Annotated in this window: 12 protein-coding genes; 1 reads left to right on the top strand and 11 read right to left on the bottom strand. The window is 56.0% G+C overall.

What is annotated here, in order from left to right; all coding sequences use genetic code 11:
* Nucleotides 1-37 precede the first annotated feature (37 nt).
* Nucleotides 38-2074: an AsmA family protein gene (locus ABGA49_RS07710; protein WP_347665386.1), complete on the bottom strand. Its 2037-nt coding sequence runs from the start codon at nucleotides 2072-2074 to the stop codon at nucleotides 38-40.
* A gap of 63 nt (nucleotides 2075-2137) precedes the next feature.
* Entirely contained in the window at nucleotides 2138-2908 is a 771-nt protein-coding gene (gene pdeH / locus ABGA49_RS07705; RefSeq protein ID WP_061492620.1) for a cyclic-guanylate-specific phosphodiesterase, read from the bottom strand.
* 232 nt (nucleotides 2909-3140) lie between these two features.
* Between pdeH and ABGA49_RS07700 the strand changes: the two genes are divergently transcribed.
* Nucleotides 3141-4070: a sugar kinase gene (locus tag ABGA49_RS07700; RefSeq protein WP_347665385.1), complete on the top strand. Its 930-nt coding sequence runs from the start codon at nucleotides 3141-3143 to the stop codon at nucleotides 4068-4070.
* A gap of 45 nt (nucleotides 4071-4115) precedes the next feature.
* On the opposite strand, the gene ABGA49_RS07695 is transcribed toward ABGA49_RS07700, so the two are convergent.
* The 9 genes from ABGA49_RS07695 to bcsR all read right to left on the bottom strand — a co-directional run bounded on the left by ABGA49_RS07695 (nucleotide 4116) and on the right by bcsR (nucleotide 20094).
* Nucleotides 4116-5609, bottom strand: a complete 1494-nt coding sequence (locus tag ABGA49_RS07695; protein ID WP_061492616.1) for a pitrilysin family protein — start codon at nucleotides 5607-5609, stop codon at nucleotides 4116-4118.
* 218 nt (nucleotides 5610-5827) lie between these two features.
* A complete protein-coding gene (locus ABGA49_RS07690; RefSeq protein ID WP_061492614.1) occupies nucleotides 5828-7114 on the bottom strand; it encodes a dicarboxylate/amino acid:cation symporter in 1287 nt (428 codons plus the stop codon).
* A 156-nt stretch (nucleotides 7115-7270) separates the two neighbouring features.
* A complete protein-coding gene (gene hmsP / locus ABGA49_RS07685) occupies nucleotides 7271-9277 on the bottom strand; it encodes a biofilm formation regulator HmsP (RefSeq protein WP_061492613.1) in 2007 nt (668 codons plus the stop codon).
* Between the two features lie 218 nt (nucleotides 9278-9495).
* Nucleotides 9496-12993: a cellulose synthase complex outer membrane protein BcsC gene (gene bcsC, locus ABGA49_RS07680; protein WP_347665384.1), complete on the bottom strand. Its 3498-nt coding sequence runs from the start codon at nucleotides 12991-12993 to the stop codon at nucleotides 9496-9498.
* Nucleotides 12975-14078: a cellulose synthase complex periplasmic endoglucanase BcsZ gene (bcsZ, locus tag ABGA49_RS07675; protein WP_061492609.1), complete on the bottom strand. Its 1104-nt coding sequence runs from the start codon at nucleotides 14076-14078 to the stop codon at nucleotides 12975-12977. Before bcsZ ends, bcsC begins: the two co-directional genes overlap by 19 nt.
* Nucleotides 14079-14083: 5 nt before the next feature.
* Nucleotides 14084-16504: a cellulose biosynthesis cyclic di-GMP-binding regulatory protein BcsB gene (gene bcsB, locus ABGA49_RS07670; protein WP_071889826.1), complete on the bottom strand. Its 2421-nt coding sequence runs from the start codon at nucleotides 16502-16504 to the stop codon at nucleotides 14084-14086.
* Nucleotides 16505-16514: 10 nt separating this feature from the next.
* Nucleotides 16515-19133 carry a UDP-forming cellulose synthase catalytic subunit gene (gene bcsA, locus ABGA49_RS07665; protein ID WP_061492605.1) on the bottom strand — a complete coding sequence of 873 codons (2619 nt, stop codon included), beginning with the start codon at nucleotides 19131-19133 and terminating at the stop codon, nucleotides 16515-16517.
* The gene (gene bcsQ, locus ABGA49_RS07660; RefSeq protein WP_061492603.1) at nucleotides 19130-19894 is read right to left on the bottom strand and encodes a cellulose biosynthesis protein BcsQ; all 765 of its coding nucleotides are present in this window, start codon (nucleotides 19892-19894) and stop codon (nucleotides 19130-19132) included. Before bcsQ ends, bcsA begins: the two co-directional genes overlap by 4 nt.
* Before the next feature lie 11 nt (nucleotides 19895-19905).
* Nucleotides 19906-20094 (bottom strand): cellulose biosynthesis protein BcsR, encoded by a 189-nt coding sequence (gene bcsR / locus ABGA49_RS07655; protein ID WP_061492601.1) that lies wholly within the window; start codon nucleotides 20092-20094, stop codon nucleotides 19906-19908.
* Nucleotides 20095-20109: the final 15 nt, after the last annotated feature.

Below are 20109 nucleotides of genomic sequence, written 5' to 3'. Positions count from 1 at the left end.
TCGCCGGTGACGGAAACCAGAAACCCCACTTTCTCCTTTAGTGCTTCATCTGCGACAAAATGGCCTGACATTGATTTTGTTCACCTTCAGAAGGCGAAACCAGCGCCAGTAAGGCTGCTGCTGGGGTGACTAACGTTGCCAGTGCTGCCGCGACCGCACCGCGGGCAATCAATGGCCCGGCTTTGACGCCCGCCTGCGGGTTTTTGAAACTGCCGCGCACGTACAACGGCGAGCGTAGCGTCACAATACGGATGCCTTTACTTTCCGGATCGATGGTTAAATCCAACTGCTCTGACGCAAAACTGGCGCTGCCTGTCACGTTGATCAACGCGTTCTCCGTATCAAAAGCAAAGATCTGCGGGCGCGCGACGCCGTTCACCAGATTGAGATTCGCCGCCGCACAGTTGACCCGGACTTCATCATCGCCAAAGATCTGCCCGACAAGGTAATTACCGACGTTAAGACCGAGGATCTCCATCAGGTTACGGCTCACCAGACCGTCGTTCATCAGCAGCTTCAGATCGCCATTGCTGGTACCCAGCAGTGCTGCGACAGAATTACCCACCCCCCGAATGTTGGCATCACCGTTCATCTCCCCGAGCGTCTTCTGCATCAGTTCCACGTTGGGCATCAGTTCTTTGAGCTTCAGGCGACGCGCCTGGATATCCGCCTGCCCGTGCATTGGCTTCTTATCGCCTTCAAGGTGGAGGGTGGCTGAAATCGTACCGCCCGCCAGGCCGAACTTCAGCGGTTGCAGACGCAAATCGGCATTATTTAGCAATACGTGTGTCGAGAGATCACTGATGGGCAGCGTTGAACCGTGTTCAATACGGCGACCTTTAAAACGGACATCGGCATCCATCACGTCCCATTTGTCGGTTTCGAAACGATCGTACGGCAGCACCTTCCCTGCCGGCTGCGTTGACGCATCCTCTTTTTTCGCCACGGTGCCTTTGCCGGAATTGACGCCAATCAGCGGCCCCAAATCCGCCAGACGAAGCTGGCGCGATTCGACGTCACCTTCCAGTTTAGGGCGTGGTTTTCCGGTGGTGTACTTGAGCGTACCGTGAATATCGCTGTCACCGATATGGCCATTAAAGTCGCGGTAATCATAGATCTGGCCCTTAGCGTCATAGAGCTTCGCCACTAAGTGACCATCCGTTTCAAAGGGGGGCGTATCCGGCAGCAGTACGCCGGTGAGATCGTACAAGTCGCCAAGCGAGTCGCCGCCGAATTTCAGTTGCAGATCGATGCCGCCCAGATTCAGAGGGTCATTAACAGTGCCGACAAATGCCACGCGAGTATTGCCTGAACGGAAATCTGCCTGCACCGGAAAGGGCGTCCCTTCGCTGCGCAGCGCCAGCATGCCACCGATTTTCCCCGTACCGGAGAGCGGCTGACCGTTGTAGCGCCCTTTCGCCGTCAGGCCAAAGACATAATCTCCGGCGTTGGTTTTGTTATCGCTTTTGCCTGTGACTTCGCTAAAGGGCAACGGCTTGCCGAGCGGGTCGACCAGGATGTCGATATTGGCGCGGGTTACGCTGTCATCAAAAGCGATGCGACCGCGATCGAAAAGGATCGTATCGAGGCGGAAAGACCAGTCGGAGGGGGGCGTATCGGGCTTTTTCGTGCTGTCACTGGCGAGGTTGAAGGTCCAGTTATTCAACGTATCGGAGCGACGAATCAATCTGGCATCGGGCTGCTGAAGTTTGATCCACGGTAGATAGACGGTTTTGGTTAGCAGCGCGAGCGGGGCCAGCGTGGCTTCCACACGAGGCAGATGCACCATGGTGATTTCGGGAATGTCCGGCGGGTTGCCAAGCAGGACGTCATCGGCATGCACATGCGGCCAGGGCACCCAGCTTCGCCAGCCAGTTTCCTCTTTTTGCCGCTCCCAAACCACGCCAAGATCGCCGCGGATGGCGAAAGGGCGGTTCAGTTCAGCTGAGACTTTCTCGTTAATCGTCGGTTTGAGGCGGTTCCAGTCGAATGTGGCGACAACAATGATGGCAACCACAATCAGTAACAGCAGCGTCGCAATGACGGCAATAATCGCTTTACTCGTTTTTGTCATTGTGCCTTTCCTTTACAGCCTGACTTTCATAAAGATAGTTGAGGCTCAGGGAAAGGGCGGTGATTACAGTTCGAGTATCACATGTTCAAGCCTGGCTAAAGGAACCGGGCGCGAGAGAAAATAGCCCTGTGCGGCAAACGCCGGCGAATCCTGCACGTCGCGCCACTCTTCCAGGGTTTCAACCCCTTCAACAATCACGCCCTGGCAATAACGGTTCATCAACTGCAACAGTAGCGTAAACAGATTTTGCCCTTCCGGGGTTTTACGCAACATGATGAACAGATCGCGCGCGACTTTGATGTAGTCGTAACGGACTTCGCTCAGCGCCGAAAAATTCGCCATGCCGGTGCCAAAATCGTCCAGCCAGAGCGGGCCGATTTCGCTGATTGACGCGAAGGTGGAGTCTTGCGGTAAACGGATATGTTCAACCAGCTCGAAGCGGATCCACGGCAGTGATGCCACCAGTGACATTAACTCTTCATTCTGGCGCATCGCCAGCAGCGTTGGGCCATCGACATTCACCGATGCCAGCACATCATTTTCCTCGAAGAATGCCTTTTGCTCTGCCAGTAGCGCCACCTGCTCGTACACCACTTCCACACGCTGGCGCACTGCCACTTCCGAAAAGTAGCGATCCGGCGCGATGCGCTGATCCGGTTGCAACGGATGGGTCACAATGGTCAATACTTCAATAGCCATCAGGCGTCCATCTGTTCTGTAGATGGGCTGATAAGTATAAGCACGCTCGCATTGCAGCCAGTAACGACGTTCCTGCAAGCTTTCTATATCTGCCTCAGGAATATTGAGTCGCTGGATGACCTGCTTTAACTTCATTTCTACTGTCCTGTCGATGGGATGACCTGGAGGAACTCGTCAAAGGGTTATCGGCGCTCGGTCTGATAACTTTATGTTCACGCTGGCGGCAAAAACCAAAAAGCGGGACGCCGGAATCTGCACAGAACACGCTTTAGCTCAAAAAAATACTGGAACGTTGTTTTAATATAGTTGACCACGAATCACCCACAACGCACACTACCGTTAATTCATCTGATTCAGGTTCACGACTATGTCCAGGAAAATTGCCGTCATTGGCGAATGCATGATCGAGCTGTCACAAAAAGGCGCAGAAGTTAATCGTGGCTTTGGTGGCGATACCCTTAATACGTCGGTTTACATCGCGCGCCAGGTCGATCCTGCGGCGTTGTCCGTGCACTATGTCACCGCGCTGGGTACGGATAACTTCAGCCAACAGATGCTGGAAGCGTGGCAGAGCGAGAGCGTGGATACCCGCCTGACTCAGCGTATGGAAAACCGCCTGCCGGGCTTGTACTACATCGAAACCGATGCGACCGGCGAACGCACCTTCTACTATTGGCGTAACGAAGCCGCAGCCAAATTCTGGCTGGAGAGCGACCAATCCGACGCAATCTGTGAAGAACTGGCCACGTTCGATTATCTCTATCTGAGCGGCATTAGCCTGGCTATTCTGAGCCCGACCAGCCGTCATAAACTGCTGTCATTGCTGCAGGAGTGCCGCGCCAATGGCGGTAAAGTCATTTTCGATAACAACTACCGTCCACGTCTGTGGACCAGCAAAGAAGAGACGCGCCAGGTTTATCAGCAGATGCTCGCCTGCACCGATATCGCTTTCCTGACGCTGGATGATGAAGATCTGTTGTGGGGCGAAAAACCTGTCGAAGAAGTGATAGCGCGTACCCAGCAAGCCGGTGTGAAAGAAGTGGTCATCAAACGCGGCGCGGACGCATGCCTGGTGGCGATTGCGGGTGAAGCGATTGTGGAAATCCCGGCAGTGAAATTGCCGAAAGAAAAAGTGATCGATACCACCGCAGCGGGCGACTCGTTCAGCGCAGGCTATCTGTCCGTGCGGCTGACCGGCGGCGATGCCGTTGCGGCAGCAAAACGCGGCCATTTAACCGCCAGCACGGTAATTCAGTACCGTGGTGCGATCATTCCGCGCAACGCGATGCCGAACTGAGTTGACGTTGACGCCTCTGCCCGATGGGGAGAGGCGTCATTTTCATCATTGCCGTGGCGGAATATCCGACACATCGGAACGCATATCATCATTGCTTGCCGGCGCAGCTGTGGCTTCGGCTGGTGCCATCACCTCTTCCCACGTCGCCTGCAAATCCTTCATGTTGTATTCCGGCTCACCTTTTGGTTGCAGCAGTATCAACGACATATCCTGCGATAACTGCTGGTGCAGATCCTGGTTCAGCATTTCCGGCGTTAAGTTGTTGAGGAAGGCCTGACGCAGTTTTTGATACTGCTCCGGTGCAATGTCCACGACCTGGTTTTGCAACGAGCGCACCCGCTGGCTAATCAGAATATCGGTGCCGGTGCGGGCATAGGTCGCAAACAGCTTCTGCAACTCCAGGTTCTTCTGCGCGATCAGCGCCTTAAACTCCTCTTCCGGCAGGCCTTTTTGCCGCACTTTCCCCAGTTCACGCGCGATCAGCCCCGCATTGGCATTAAGCTTGTCGTTTGGTGAATCAACGTTAATGGCGCATTGCGCCCGCTGGAACAGCACGCGGCACTCGAAGCTCAGGCCAATATCCTTGGCGTTATTGCGGGTCAGATTCTGCTGGATGTGCCAGAACAGCGCTTCACGGGCCAAATCCGCACGCCAGTATCGCTCCAGCGCCGACGATTCACGGATCGGCTGCCAGGCAGAATCCCACATAATTGACAGGCGATCCTGCGTAACCGCGTCGGTCATCAGACTTACCGGCTGCGGCGGCAAAGGCGACAGCGTCGGCACAGGCGCTGGCGTATGGCGTTTACCTTTCAGCTCACCAAAGGTTTTATTGATTTGCTCGGCAATCGCGCGGCTGTCCACATTGCCGACCACAATCAGCGTCATGGCGTCCGGTGTATACCATTTTTCGTAGAATGCCTTGACCTGTGCGGCATCGATCGGCTCTTTTGGCATCACGGCCGGATCGTGACCCAACAACGCGGAACCTTTCAGGCGATAACGCCAGGCGTTATCTGTCGTATTGCCAGGCCAGGTAACGACCATATCGTTGCTGGCAAGCGCATGATTAACGGTCTCAGGCGTAATGGTTAAGTTCCCGGCGGCATCCGCCAGCCAGGCCAGCGCCTCTTTCAGCAAGTCGCCACGATTATTTGGCAGACTCAGGCTGTACTGCGTAAAGTCGTACGACACCACCGCTGGCGGCAACGGACGTTTCGGATCGATGCCCTGCTGCCAGAGCGAACGCATCTGCACAGGTTCCAGCGGACCGCTATGGGTCAGCGCGATGCGAGGAATAAAATGGTTGAAACCGCTCTGTTGTGTGCTTTCGGTGAGCGAACCGGTATTAATAGACAGGCGAATTTCAATGCGATCGCTGGGACGCTGTGGCGTGGCTAAAACCTGCCACTGAAAACCATTTCCCAGTGTCCCTTGTTGCCAGGCCGGGTCGGGCTGGAGCGCATCTGCCTGCACATAACCGACAGCCGCCAGCATCAGCAAACCGCCTGTTAACAACCGAATTTTTGTGCCCTGCATGAGAACCCCTAATCAACATTCCTGGTTAAAAAGTCAGCCCTCCAGGAGGAGGCCGAAAGATACGTAAAAACACTTCGCTTTTAGACCGCAGGAAAAGCAAAACGTCACACCGTGAAGTGAATAATCCCGAAAATTCATCGTGAATTGTGACGGTAATAGGGGGAATTATGCGCAGAAGCCCGCAGTCCGACAAGGGACTGCGGTCATAAGTCATGAAATTATGAGGAAATTTCGCGGGTTTTTCCGCTTTCAGCACGATTATTGAGCGTATCGGACAACTGTTTCTGATCCAGTTCCTTCACCCACTTCGCCACCACAATGGTCGCCACACCGTTACCCACGAGGTTGGTTAACGCACGGGCTTCCGACATAAAGCGGTCAATCCCCAGAATCAACGCCAGGCCCGCCACCGGTAGATGACCCACCGCAGAGAGCGTCGCGGCCAGCACAATAAAGCCACTCCCGGTCACCCCGGCAGCACCTTTCGAGGAGAGCAGCAGCACCACCAGCAGCGTAATTTGATGGAAGATATCCATATGACTGTTGGTAGCCTGGGCGATAAACACCGCCGCCATCGTCAGATAGATAGAGGTGCCATCGAGGTTAAAGGAGTACCCCGTCGGAATAACCAGCCCGACCACCGATTTGCGGCAGCCCAACCGTTCCATCTTCTCAAGCATGCGTGGCAGCGCAGACTCCGACGACGATGTACCGAGCACGATCAGCAGCTCTTCACGGATATAGCGAATAAACTTGAAGATGCTGAACCCGGTCGCCCGGGCAATCGCACCGAGTACCACCACCACAAACAGAATACAGGTCACATAGAAGCAGATAATCAACTGGCCGAGCTGCACCAGCGTGCCGACGCCATATTTGCCGATGGTGAATGCCATTGCGCCGAACGCGCCAATCGGCGCAAGACGCATGATGAAGTTGATGATGCCGAAAATCACCTGCGAGAAGCTTTCGATAACGTTGAAAATCAGCTGGCCTTTATGACCGAGGCGATGCAACGCAAAGCCAAACAACACGGCGAACAACAGCACCTGAAGGATATTACCGCTGGCGAACGCACCAATGACGCTGGCGGGGATCACATCCAACAGGAAGGCGATAATCCCCTGTTGCTGCGCCTGTTCGGCGTAAACCGCCACCGCTTTCGCGTCCAGCGTCGCGGGGTCGACATTCATCCCCGCGCCGGGTTGCACTACGTTAACAATGACAAGGCCGATAATCAGCGCCAGGGTACTGACGATCTCGAAGTAAAGCAGTGCAACCGCACCGGTGCGACCAACCGCCTTCATGCTTTCCATACCAGCGATACCGGTGACAACCGTACAGAAAATGACGGGCGCGATGATCATCTTGATAAGCTTAACGAAGCCATCACCAAGCGGCTTCATCTGCGCACCTAATTCAGGATAGTAATGGCCAAGCAGAATACCGATGGCTATTGCTGTCAGAACCTGAAAGTAGAGACTTTTAAATAGAGAGGTTTTCATAAGGTGTCCTTGGATTAAACCTCAGGCTTTGTGGGGTTTTCAATTAGCCTGCGGTTTAAAAATAACACCCGTCAAACATGACAGAAATAAACTTACATCAAATCCGAAACAACAATGTTAAAAAGTTTGAACTGACTCGCACAACCTCGTAACAATTTAACGATTTTCAGTCATATCCGAACCGGTAAACCAACGCTGTTCAAACGCCTCTGGTGACGAGGCATGGGCAAAAAGGAAGCCTTGCGCCACATCTACGCCCGCTTGCGCCAGCCAGTCGCGCTGATTTTCCCGCTCCACCCCTTCAGCAATAATCTCCAGCTCGAGGCTGCGCGCCATATGGATAATGGCCGATACCAGGCTGTTGTCATCCGGTAACCCGTCAACAAATGTCTTGTCGATTTTCAGCACATCCACAGGCAGCGATTTCATATGTTGTAACTGACGTAACCCGGCATAACCCATACCGAAGTCGTCCAGCGCAATGCGAACCCCGGCGTCGCGCAACGGGCGTAGGATCGCCACCGCGGCTTGCGGATCATCAATACGGCGACTCTCCGTGATTTCCAGGATCAGCGTACCGGGTGCGATACGGTAGCGATGCAGCAGTTCAAGCATATCGGACGCCATATTGTGATGAAGAAGTTGCAAGGCGGAAAGATTGACCGACAGCGGCAGCATAATCCCCCGCGACTGCCATGCCGCCAGTAAGCGACAGGACTCTTCCAGCACCCAGTAACCCACGTTGATCATCAACCCACTGGATTCGATACGTTCAATCAGACCTTCCGGCAACGCCCAGCGAGAGTCCTCTTGCTGCATACGCAGCAACACTTCTGCGCTTTTAAGTTCACCGCTGGCAAGATCCACCTGCGGTTGCAGCCAAATCGCAAATTTTCCCTGCTCAAGCGCAGAGAGAATATCGCTTTCAAGGGCCAGACGCTGCTGCGCCAGCGCCATGTGTTGCGGATCGAAGAACTGGAGCTGGTTTTTCCCTTTGTGCCGCGCACTGCTGGCTGCGGATACCGCGCGGCGGTAAAGCTGCTCAGCGGAAAGATCGCCATGACACATCGCCACGCCGATACTGGCTGTCGGGCGTAACTGGATCCCCTGAAGCGGAATCCGCTCGTTAATCGCAGTGAGTACTTGCTGACCTAAAGTGATGGCATGCCACGGCTCCTCTACGCCGTTGGCAATAATCGCGAAGTCATTACCGCTGACCTGCGCAAGCGTCATGTGCGGTGACAGCACCGACTTCAGCTTCTCCACCAGCGTCAGCAGCAGCATTTCTCGCTGATTTTCCTGCAATACGCCCGCCGTATCGCGCAGCGTGTCGCAGGCAATCACCATCAGCGCTGTGGTCTTTTTCTGCGCAACCGTCTGCTCCAGCAACGCCATCAGAAAAGCCTTGTTCGGCAATTCAGACACCGGGAACTGCGTGGATTGCTGATTTAACGCATCATATTCCCGCAGCAATTGCTGTTGATGCCGGTTATAGCCACGCACCAGGATGCCTATTTCATCGTCATGGTGATGGGAAGGCAAAATCAACTGATGCCCAAGGCGATCCTCTGCTGAGAGATCATTTAACTCACGGGCGATTTTCCGCAGCGGGTGTACCAGTAACCGATTCATGCACCAGGAAATCGCGACGGTCAGCATGAGCCAAAGCAGTAAGTAAGCAGTCACTAACGTAGACAGTGTGCTGATAACGAATTTATAGACACGGTACGAATCCGCCTGCAACACCAGGTAAGCCAGTGGCTGAGGGTTGGCCGGGCGCTCCAGCGAATAAATCGGCAGCGAGATCTGGATCGGTAATTCAAACATCCGGGTGATCATCACCGGGATTGGGCGTTCCGGAATAAAGCGCATCCGCAGCGCCTGAAATTGATTGGGCAGCACGACGTCCGCCCGGCTCACCACCCCGGCAGGTTTAATTTGCTGCAAGATAGATTCCGCGTCAGGAATATCGGCTTTCAGAATCGCTGCCGAGAGCGGTTCTCGAACAGAGCGGGCAATACTTTCCAGTTGCATGGCCGTGTTATAGCGATTCTGCTGTAAGAAGTGAAACAGCAGAATGACGCAAAAAATAAAAACAAACACCATGGACACGGCAGACACCGCAGCCATCTGTTTAATGGTTAAAGAACGGCTAACACGCAAAATCACTCTCCAGAGGTACGATAAGCGCAGAGGAAATCAACAGCGACTCTGCCGCCAGATTATACTCGATCGTGACGCTCTTGAGACAAACGCCCGCCAGATTGCAACGCGAAAGAGGATTGCGGCAATCATCGTAGGTAACTGATTGAATAAGAAGTGTTTAATCACCCTGCGCCAGCCATGACGCACAGCGATTAACCACCAGGAATTGTCTTTTATTACCAGTCAGCGTAAGGCGTGAGCGTTTGCGGCGGCATATCCATATCGCCCTGCCACCCGGCGCCGGAATAACGTACATAAATCAACGCATGGCTTGGCGTGTAATCCTTCGCTTGCTGAATATCGACACCCGCCCCAACAAACCAGTGAGACGTCACCCGACGCTCTACCAGCGCACGGGCGGTATAACCAAAACCGTTCGAGCTGCTGCTCGTGCTGCTATTGTCCTTATCCAGGAACATTCGGTCGCCGTTAGCAAAGAACTGGTTATCCGGAATCAGATTCTGCAACGGATAGCGTTTGATGCCATCGGTTTTTGAGTGCGACCACGAACCCGACGCGCCCAGCTCCCACGACCAGTTTGCCGTACGTTTCCGCCAGACAACCGGCACCGCAAACGAGATATACTGCTGCGGGCTGTAATAGCCTCCCTGTCCCAGCGTGTAGTCGCTCAGATCCTTGTCGTAATGCCACAGCATATTGTTGAGGCCGACGGTCAAACGTTCATTATCTTTGTTGATTAGCTTGTAGTAGTAGCCAGTCATCCAGCGAATGCGCCAGTTATCCGCCACGTTCTTACCGGTGAGGGAATCCGCATTCAAACTCGACCAGACACCGTTCGCTTCACCTTTGTCGTAACTCAGGCTAACGCCGCCGCCCGTTGCGCGAACCCCCCCCCATGTGACGCCGGTGTTCGGATCTTTTTGCCCGCCGAACGCCAGTAATGAGCTGGAAATCGGCCGACGATGGACGTTAACAGTGTACCCCAGCGGCCCCAAATCGCTGCTGTAGCTCAGGCCACCCACGACATCCACCACATCAAACCCCATCGGCGTGGTGCCGATATCCCCCGACCAGGTGCCATTTTGCCAACCGACCGCGAGACTTGCGCCATTGGCTTTCTGGCTGGTGTTGCCGCGACATGGCGTCGCGGAACAGGTACCCCAGTTGGGATCGTAAACATCATCTGTGGTGTCGAAGCTGCCCACGTTCATATTCACCACATCGGTGCGGAAGAACATCCGTCCGTCCGCCAGCGGCGCATCCGCCTGCAACAGGGTGGTATGGGCTTTCAGATCGGAATACCCGCCGGTACCGCTGGAGCCCCAATAATCATGCTGGAGCGTGACATTGATATCCTGCTGCCGGTAGAGATCGGCCGCATCGCTGCGGATACCACGCTTCAGCCAGTCATCTTTCGCGTTATTGCGCGTTAAACGCGTGAAGGTGTCGTTATCCGCAGGCGGCGTGGTAGTCACGCCGGAGGCCACCATGGCATCTTTCCAGGTTTCCAGCGCCTGCTGCGGCTCGCCCTGCTGCGCCTGAAAACGCGCGGCATCACGCAACACCAACGCGCTCTCCATTGACGGCGGCTGTGCTTTCGCCTGCGGCATAATGCGGCTAAAGGTTTGCCGGGCGCTGTCGGTATCGCCAAGCGCGGCCTGCACCAGCGCCAGACGCCGCTGGGTATTGATGGATTGCGGTTGTGCCGCCGTTGGGGCGGGCAACTTCGCCAGTTGCGCACGCGCCGCCATTTTATTGCCATCGGCGGCATACAACTCCGCCAGACCAAGCAGCGCGTCCTGGTTATTCGGCTCCCGCTCCAGCACCCGGTTGAAATAGTGCTGCGCAGATGCGCTATCGCCACCCTGCTGCGCCCAGTCAGCCAGTGTCAAATCAATACGCGTCGACGCAGGCTGCTGCGCCAGTAGCGCCCGCGCCTGCTCTTCATGGCCGCTGTCGCGCAGCCGGTTGGCGTTGTCCAGCAGGCGATTGGTTTGCAGCCGTTCCGCCAGTTCCTGGATATTACTGTTCCACTGTGCTTTCGGCAGCGCATTAAGCTGGTTCAGCGCCGCCATCTCCTGATTATTACCAGAGAGGTACAGGCCATAAGCGTACACCTGCTCCGGATCGCCGGGTTTGAGCGCAGCGAGACGCTGCATGTGCGCATCGGCTTCGCGTGGCTGTCCGGCCTGGCGCAAATCGCTCGCCAGACGATAAGTCACCCATACGCTGCCAGGATCGAGTGCCAGCCGCTGACGTTGCAACTCCGCCGCCTGCGCCCACTGGCCGCTGTTTTCCAGCGCTTCCGCCTGCTGCGCCAGGCGATCGTTTTTCAGCCCGCGCTCAATGTCATCAATGCTGCGGCGCTGGCTGGCGGAAAGCGATTGAATAAATGTGTCGGCCTCTTGCGGCGAACGTGCGCGGTAAATATTCGCCAGCCCACGGACCGCATTGCTGTTGCCACTGTCCATACGCAGCGCCTGGCGGTAAAAACTTTCCGCCGCGTGGCTGTCCTTGCGGGCCATCGCCGCATCGCCGAGGCCAAGCACCGCATAGCTGTCGGTATTATCAATGCGCCGCGCCTGTGAATAGAGGCGCTCCGCCTCACCAGGGTTGTTCGCTTTCAACGCCGCATCGCCCTGCTGGATCAGCAGCCAGTAGCGATTGGTTTTTAACAAACTGTCCCACTTACTGCGGTTGCCACTGGTGGGATCCATGGCGATGGCTTTTTCGAATTGCGCCACCGCACGGGCGCGGTCGCCGCTTTGCGAATAGGCTTGCCCGAGCGCGCCAACGGCTTCACTGTCCGTTCGATTGGCATTAACGGCCTGGCGCAACTCACTCACGGCTTTCGCCCCTTGCCCGGCATCCACTGCCGCCAGGCCGGTGGCCCGGGCGCGAAACACCGGATCGGCGAGTTGTTTTTGCTGCGCGGCAAGCTGTGTACGGGCGCTGTCCACGGTGTCACCCGAGCTGAATACGGTCAGAAAACGTTGTAGCGCTTTCACACTGGCGTCACTCACCGGCATGCGTTGGATTTGCTGATACCAGAGCCCAGCCGCCGCTTCACGGCCCGCACTGGATTTCGCCATCTGCTCAAGCACCGCATACGCTTCGGCATCACGACCTTCGCCAAACAGCAATTGCGCCAGCGAATTTTGCAGGGCCGCGTTGCCCGGATTGCGCGCGTTCAGTGCTTTCAGTTGCGTGATGGCCTCACTGCGACGCGCCGGAACTTTCGCAACCAACGCCCAGTACTCGACCGCCAGATCGCCCTCTGGCGGGTTACCTTTAAACAACGCGTCATAGGCTGCGAGCGCTTCCGGAATATGCCCTGTCGTTGCCTGTAAACGTGCCTGTTGCAATGCCTGACGGCCTTCTGCGCCAGAAAGCGTCATCGACGTCACGGAGGATTTATACGCCGCAGAATCTGGCGCCAGTTGCTTCATGCGATCGAGCTGCTTTTGCGCCCCGGCGTTATCGCCCTGGCGCAGTAAATAGCGAAAACGCGCGGCAATCACATCCGGGTTATCCGGATCGATAAGTTCGAGACGGTACAACGACTGACGCACCAGGTCCTCACGTTTGGTGGCTTCGCCCAGCCGCACTTGTGACAGCAACTGCTGCTGAGCGGTGGGCTCATCCGCTTGCGTAGCTGGTGTCAACGCAAGCACGAGTGAGAGACAAAGTAAGCTTACTGTGAACTTGCGCATGCCTGGCCCCAGTCAGGTTGTAACTCACCGCGAGGGGTGAAACGAAAACGGTGCTCATCCCAGCCTTGACCGAACAGGGTAAGAACATAACTGAAATAAGCATCATCGCCAGGGAAATGGTCGGCGACCTTTTGCCGTTGCACGGCCTGCGCATCACGATCCTGCAGGAAGGGCAACAGCGCAGCAGCAAAGCCGACAGGGCCATCACCGCGCGGTTGTGCTGTGGCAACATCCACTTTTTCCGGCACAACGCCCTTTTTCGCCGTCAGCGCTGCCATCGGTTTTAGCCGTTCGAGCAGAGACGCTTTTTGCGCATCGTGGTCGTTCATCATTCCCACCCACAGATAGACGCGGATGGCATCGTAGCCACTGATCAACGTCTTATCGGGGGCCAGTTGCCAGCCTTTACTTTTTTCATAACGCACCCAGTCCGGGGAAAACCCCTTCGGCGCTGTCTCCAGCAACAACCGGTGATTGGTCTCCTGCAGTGTCGTCCAGGGTTCGCCAAAACGGGTCAAATAGCGGGCAATCTGCGGCGGCAGGTAGCTGGGGTTAAACCGCCAGACCGTCTCCTCGGCAAAGCCGACTTTTCCTGGTAGCAGCATTGGCCCCAGCCCTGGCACAGTCACCACTTCCTCTTTGGCGATACGGTTTAACAACGCATTGCCCAGGGTGGTATAGCGCGCTTCTTTCCATAAGCGTCCGGCTTCCAGCAGCGACCAGGCTATCCAGATATCCGCATCCGACGCGGAGTTGCTATCCAGTACGGTCCAGTTGTTTTCGTCCTTTTTCCCCCACAGCCAGGCCGGAAGATGTTCGCCGGGATCCCCCTGCGCCAGATTGTCTTTTGTCCATTCCAGCACGTTATCGAACATCGGGCGGTCATTCGCCGCCAGGGCGAAGAACAAGGCATAGCTTTGCCCTTCCGAGGTGGTTATCTTGCGCGCGTCGCTGGGGTCAATCACCCGCCCGCCATCGCTGATATACGCCCGTTTGAAGTGTTCCCAGGCAGGCCATGTGCAGGCGGCGCGCACATTCATCGCCGCCAACACCAGCGCCATTACAACCCAACGTAATGCCTTCATCGCCGTTACTCGTGATCCGGGTCAAGACGACGGCGGCTGATGATCCGCAACAGACGCCACAGCACCCACGCCAGCAGCACAATACTCACCGCTGCCAGCACCGCCAGCAGCACGGGATGGTTCGCCAGCGCATACCAGACACGCTCAAACCATGGCAAATGGCCCACGTAATAGATGTCACCAACGCGTAAACCGTTCACCCCGGACTCGCGGATCACCGACACCGAACCGAAAATCGCCGCGCGTTTGCCACTGTCATTCATTGCCTGATTGAGCAAGGTGTAACCACGCGGGCTATCCGCCAACAGTGCAACCACGCTACGCTGATCGTTAAACGGTGACTGGAAGCCGACAATGGCTGCCATCGGGCCGTCGGAGGTGACGGCGGTCTGCGTCTCCGCCTGGCGATCGACTTCATCCGGCAGGCTCGCCGTAAACGGGGTCTGGCGCTGCGGCGTTTTCACCCAGCTTTGCGCCGCCTCCACCAGCAGGTCGATTTTCTTATCATCTTTGAGCGATGGCGGAATCGCGCCGACAATCATGATATCCGCATCTTTGCCCTGGATTTTGCTGGCATCGTCGGTCAACTGCACATTAATAGCCGGGAAGCCCGTCTGCGCACCTACGGTGCCCAACGCATTGAGCAACGTGGTCAGTTGCGCAGGCGCGGGTTTAGGGGGCATCACCACCAGCGTTTGCGACAGATCCGCCATCCGGCTGAACGGGAAGCCTGCATTGGCGAAAGCACGCAGATCCGGCATGGCAATAAAGTGGTAATACTTCGAGAAATCGATGGTGGAATCGTCGCCAATCACCACGCGGTTATCCACCTGCTGGAAAGTCACGCAGTTATCGATAGTGCCGCCCGGCATCGGGTTCATATACTGGAAATCAAAGCGTAACTGATTGACAGCCCCCAGTTTCAGCGCCGGAATGGAGACATCCGTTTTACCGTCCAACAATCCCTGTAGCACCGGCAAGCGCAGCAGCAACTTATTGCTGTCCTGATTGCTCAGCAGATTGAAATATTGCAGGAACTGGTTGTTCAGGCTGATATCCATGCGCGAGTTATCTTTCGTCGGCGGCGCGGTATAACGGTAATTGAGGTTCATATCAATGCCGTTGCTGCGCAGCAGATAGAGATCCGGCGGCAGATTCAGCGCCACGTTGATCGACGCAGGTTGCAACCCGGTTGATTGCAGCTGCTCTTCATAGGTTTTCAGCTCGCCAAAACTGACCGGACGATCGGTGCGGATCCAGTTCGGTGCATCATAGGGCTGACGCGCCAGCAACGGTTTCACTTCATCAACCGTGACGCTATCGCCACGGAACAGCACGTTGCCCTGCGCAATCCCTTTTGCCGCCTGCAACAGATCGTTATCGTCACGCCCCATCACCACCAACAACTTCACATACGGATTCCCCGGATGCGCGATCATGCTGATGGTCGGCCCTTTCACCGCCGGGGCATCACGCAGGAAGTCCGGACGCTTATCATTGGTAGCGAAAACAATGGCGTTACTGTCCGGCAGGGTGTTGTAACTGACCGGGAACGTCTGCCCGCGCCAGCCGGAGCGGGAACCAAACCAGGAAGCAATAACCGCCGCAGCCTGCTGTTGCCCCAGGCCCGGCGCATCGGCAAAGACCATCGGCAGCGTTAAGGCACGGTTATCACGCGCATCAAAGAACGGAACAGGGAAGTGGGACAGATCGTTTTGCACAGCCAGCTTCTGATAGGTCAGATCCAGCGAACTGCTACGCCCGATATCCAGCCACAGCGTGTTGCTGGCCGGGTTTTCACAGACATCGCGATAGTGCCCGATAAACTCCAGACGCACGCGGTTAAAATCAGTGATAAAGAGCGGGTTAATCGGCACCTGCGCCAGCGTTTTTTTGCCCAGTTGCTCTTTGCTGACCGGCAGTACGCCCATCAATTCATCGTTCAGGTAAACCTTCAACTGTGACTGCACCGGCAGCAGCGACGGTGATGGGGTGTACTCAAGGTTCAGCACCGCTTTTGACACCAATTCATCGCTACGCATGCCAAACTCAACGCCGCCATTCGGATTGACGCCGCGCAGCACCATACTTCCCGGCGGAGGCGCGATCTGAGCAAACGTCAGCTTCACATCGCGGGACGGGGCGTTTTCCGCCACGACCGGCGCGTTCGCGCCCTGTACGCCAGGCATAACCTGGCCAACCATCGCCGCACCATTCGCGGCAGGCAGCGTCTGCCCGGTGGTCGGCGTCGTCGGTCGCAGGGCTTCCGCTTGCGCTGGCCCTTGCGTGACCACTGGCTGTGTCGCTGGCGAAACGGCCGGAACAGTTGGCGCAGCAGGGTTCGCAGGCGCCGCAAGGGTCGTCATCGGAGGCAGCGCACTCATCCCCACTGCCACTGCACAAATCCAGGAGAGTTTTCTTTTCATCGCGTTTTCATCATTGTTGAGCCATAACCGGATTCGGTTGCTGTGCCGTCAGGTTCCGTGCTGGCCTGCGAGGGATAAACGACACCACCCAGGAGACCAGGCCGGTGAGCACACGGAAAATCACCTTCACTGACGACGGAGCGAATTCCGCGAGATGGCGATAGCCGCGGAAACCCAATTTCAAAATATCGAACAGGCTTTCCAGCGGTTTATCTTCCGGAAAACTGTCCTGCCACAACGCCCATGTGTCGGCGCGGGCAAACGTACACTGCACAAAATCGATATGCTGTTTGGTGGTCAGCGGCATCAGTTGCAAACCGACTTCATTGCCGGAGACGCGCGCCACGGTCGTAGGAAAGACGTACTCTTGCCGACCGCGCTTGAGCAACAGGTTTACACGTTGCCCTTCAAGCACCTGCGCCTGGCCGTTGATCTTGATGCCCAGCCCACCGTCAGAGAAGTCATGCACGGTACAGGAGAAAAGATGGCCGTCTTCACGGGCGATCGCCGCTGGCATGGAGATTTCGACCCTGTGCGCCCGGCGAACCTGCTTGCTCTCCACCGATACCGCCACCGCGCCACCGAGAATGACCATGTTGTAGAACACCCACGCCATACTGACGAAGACCGTCAGGATTTCGTTTTCCGGCCCATAGAAGTAGCGCCATACGCCAACCGCCAGACCGAGCACGTTAATCAACACCAGGTAGATATAGGGACGGGAAATCACCCAGTCCACATACTCTTCTTCCACCAGGCCGCCTTTCGCCGTGACGTTAAACTTGCCTTTGTGCGGGTTAAAGAGCGCCACCATCGTAGGCGGCGCGATATACCAGGCCAGTACCGTTTCATAAATCTCACTCCAGAAGGAGTGACGGTATTTGCCCTGAATTTTCGAGTTGGTCAGGCTGGCGTGGATCATATGCGGCAGAACGAACAGCGCGATCATCAGCGCCGGGGCATAAATGATGTAGGCATGCAGCAGCAAAAATGCCAGTGGCGCGGTCAGGAAGATCAGGCGTGGAATACCCGATAAGAAGTGAAACATGGCGTTGACGTAGCACAATCGCTGCCCGAGCTTCAGCCCTTTGCCAAACAGCGGGTTATCAAGGCGGAAGATCTGCACCATACCGCGTGCCCAGCGAATACGCTGCCCAATATGTGCAGACAGACTCTCCGTCGCCAGCCCTGCCGCCTGCGGAATACGCATATACGCGGAGGTGTAACCCAGGCGGTGTAAACGCAGGGAGGTGTGCGCATCTTCGGTGACGGTTTCTACCGCAATGCCGCCGATTTGATCCAACGGTTCACGGCGGATCACCGCACAAGAGCCACAGAAGAAGGTGGCGTCCCACATGTCATTGCCATCCTGTACCAGGCCATAGAAGAGCGTGCCTTCGTTAGGCGTTTTACGAAAACGCCCGAGGTTACGTTCAAACGGATCCGGCGAGAAAAAATGGTGCGGCGTCTGCATCATCGCCAGCTTTTTCTCTTTCAGGAACCAGCCCATGGTCATTTGCAGGAACGAGCGCGTGGGCACATGGTCGCAGTCGAAAATCGACACAAATTCGCCCTTCGCATATTTCAGGGCGTTGTTGATATTCCCGGCTTTGGCGTGTTCATGAGTGGTACGGGCGATGTACTCCACCCCGACGGTGTTGGCGAAGACACGAAACTCTTCGCGGCCGCCATCGTCAAGGATCCAGATTTTGAGTTTATCTTTCGGCCAGTCAATGCCCAATGACGCGTAAATGGTATTTTTCACCACGTTTAAATCTTCGTTATAGGTGGGCACGAAGATATCCACCGAGGGCCACAGCGCCATCTCTTTTGGCAACGGCACCGGCTGGCGATTGAGGGGCCACACCACCTGGAAATAACCGAGGATCAGCACAATCCAGGCGTAAGTTTCCGCAAACAGCAGTATCAGGCCACACACCAGACTGACCGGATCGTTCCAGTTCAGTGTCGAGGTATAACGCCACCAGATATAACGACAGGACACAGTGAGTGACAGCACAATCAACATTAACGCTGAGAAGCGCCCCGGAATACGCCGTACCAGCAGGGCCACCCCCCATAGCAACATCAGGAACACAAACTGCGAAAGCGGGTTAAAAGGCTGCGTAATACACAAAATCGCCAGAACCAGCGAGAAGACAACCACCACGCCAAGAATGAAACGCCGGACGCGCGGATGAATATGCGCCAGCTCTTTTTTGTGGTCGAGGTGACCGGTATGTTGCGTTACCCGTGCCGGCAGACTATCCAGCCAGTGATACCAGCGCCCACGCAACGCGCGAGCCCGGGCAAAGCGCTGACGGCGCGCGGATTTCGGCGGTCCCCAGGGTAGGGTGACTAACAGCCAAAGGGTTTGCACCAGGTAACGCGCCGGGTCGAAAGGGCGTGGTTTGTCAGGATCAATATGAGGAAATAACTGATGTTGCTGCGCACGCAATTGCTGCCAGCGTGGGTGCTCAAGCGGAATGAACATCCATGCGAGTATCGCCCAGAAGCAACCAGAAGCCGCGCTGAACCCGGATGCGCCATGACGGCGATAGTGCTGATAGCGCTCGCTTAAGCGCGCGCTAACTGGCGGGATCAGCAACCAGGCAGACAGGCGACTCATTGCGGACTCCTTGCCAGCTCCTCACTGCCCGCACGCGTTTGTGCACAGTGCAGCAGGCACCAGTTCGCCAGCGTTAACATCTCTTCCGCTGCCAGCGCATCAGCCCGGTATTCGCCCAGCGGCTGTTTTGCCGCCATGCACTCTGCCATCGCTTCATCGCGATGAATATAGATCGGCAACATTCGTCGCTGGCTCTGCAACCACACCTGCCAGAGGTCATCCTGTAGCTGACTGCCTACGCGCAGATCGTTTATCAGGATATGCGTGCCCACGGGTAAAACCTGCTGGTGCAGGCGCACATGGCAGTTCGTGTCCGGCTTGATAATGGTCAGCGTATGATCGCACTGCTCAATAAACTGACGAGCCAGTGGTGAATACCCGTGCGGCAGGTCGATCAACACCCACTGATAATGTTGTTGCTGTTGCAGCGCCTGCAAAATAGAGGTGAGCGCGTTAAGCACGTCGGGCAGCCGCTGGCTATTTTCCCATTCGCTTGTCGTCAGGCGGCCAAAAGGCAAAACATCCAGTTGGGAAGTGTAACGCAATCCCGCATCACGCCAGTCCTGACCATCCAGTAACGCGCGCGCCCAACCGCCGTTATGATCGAAATCGACATTAAATGACAGGCGCAAAAGATTATCGGGGCACGCGTCAATAACGAGCACCGACTCGCCTAATAATTGTAATGACCAGGCCAGAGCCGCAGTGATGGATGTTGTACCCACGCCACCGCGTATCCCCTGTAATCCCAAGATGGCCATTCATGGCTCCCTTATTGTTGACGGGCGAATTCAGCAAGCAGCGGCCAACGCTTAATAGCTGCCGCCAACTGTTCTCGTTGGGAAATATCGGCATAATCTATTTCAGGCAATGAAAATGCTTTGCTCAGCGCCAGAAAATCATTTTGAAATGTGTAGCCCAGCGTGGGATCTGTCTGACTTTCGAATTCATCGCTATGCATGTTTAACCGATCCCT

Origin of the sequence: Kosakonia sp. WA-90, from assembly GCF_039871955.1 — a bacterium.
GTDB lineage: Bacteria > Pseudomonadota > Gammaproteobacteria > Enterobacterales > Enterobacteriaceae > Kosakonia > Kosakonia oryzendophytica.
Note: the sequence above shows the minus strand (reverse complement) of the source record. Positions and strands in the feature narration are given on the sequence as shown.

Coding starts and splice junctions, on each gene's coding strand:
- ABGA49_RS07710 (WP_347665386.1), bottom strand. CDS start 2,074: ATGACAAAAACGAGTAAAGCGATTATTGCCGTCATTGCGACGCTGCTG.
- pdeH (WP_061492620.1), bottom strand. CDS start 2,908: ATGAAGTTAAAGCAGGTCATCCAGCGACTCAATATTCCTGAGGCAGAT.
- ABGA49_RS07690 (WP_061492614.1), bottom strand. CDS start 7,114: ATGAAAACCTCTCTATTTAAAAGTCTCTACTTTCAGGTTCTGACAGCA.
- bcsZ (WP_061492609.1), bottom strand. CDS start 14,078: ATGAAGGCATTACGTTGGGTTGTAATGGCGCTGGTGTTGGCGGCGATG.
- bcsB (WP_071889826.1), bottom strand. CDS start 16,504: ATGAAAAGAAAACTCTCCTGGATTTGTGCAGTGGCAGTGGGGATGAGT.
- ABGA49_RS07695 (WP_061492616.1), bottom strand. CDS start 5,609: ATGCAGGGCACAAAAATTCGGTTGTTAACAGGCGGTTTGCTGATGCTG.
- bcsR (WP_061492601.1), bottom strand. CDS start 20,094: ATGCATAGCGATGAATTCGAAAGTCAGACAGATCCCACGCTGGGCTAC.
- bcsQ (WP_061492603.1), bottom strand. CDS start 19,894: ATGGCCATCTTGGGATTACAGGGGATACGCGGTGGCGTGGGTACAACA.
- ABGA49_RS07700 (WP_347665385.1), top strand. CDS start 3,141: ATGTCCAGGAAAATTGCCGTCATTGGCGAATGCATGATCGAGCTGTCA.
- bcsA (WP_061492605.1), bottom strand. CDS start 19,133: ATGAGTCGCCTGTCTGCCTGGTTGCTGATCCCGCCAGTTAGCGCGCGC.
- bcsC (WP_347665384.1), bottom strand. CDS start 12,993: ATGCGCAAGTTCACAGTAAGCTTACTTTGTCTCTCACTCGTGCTTGCG.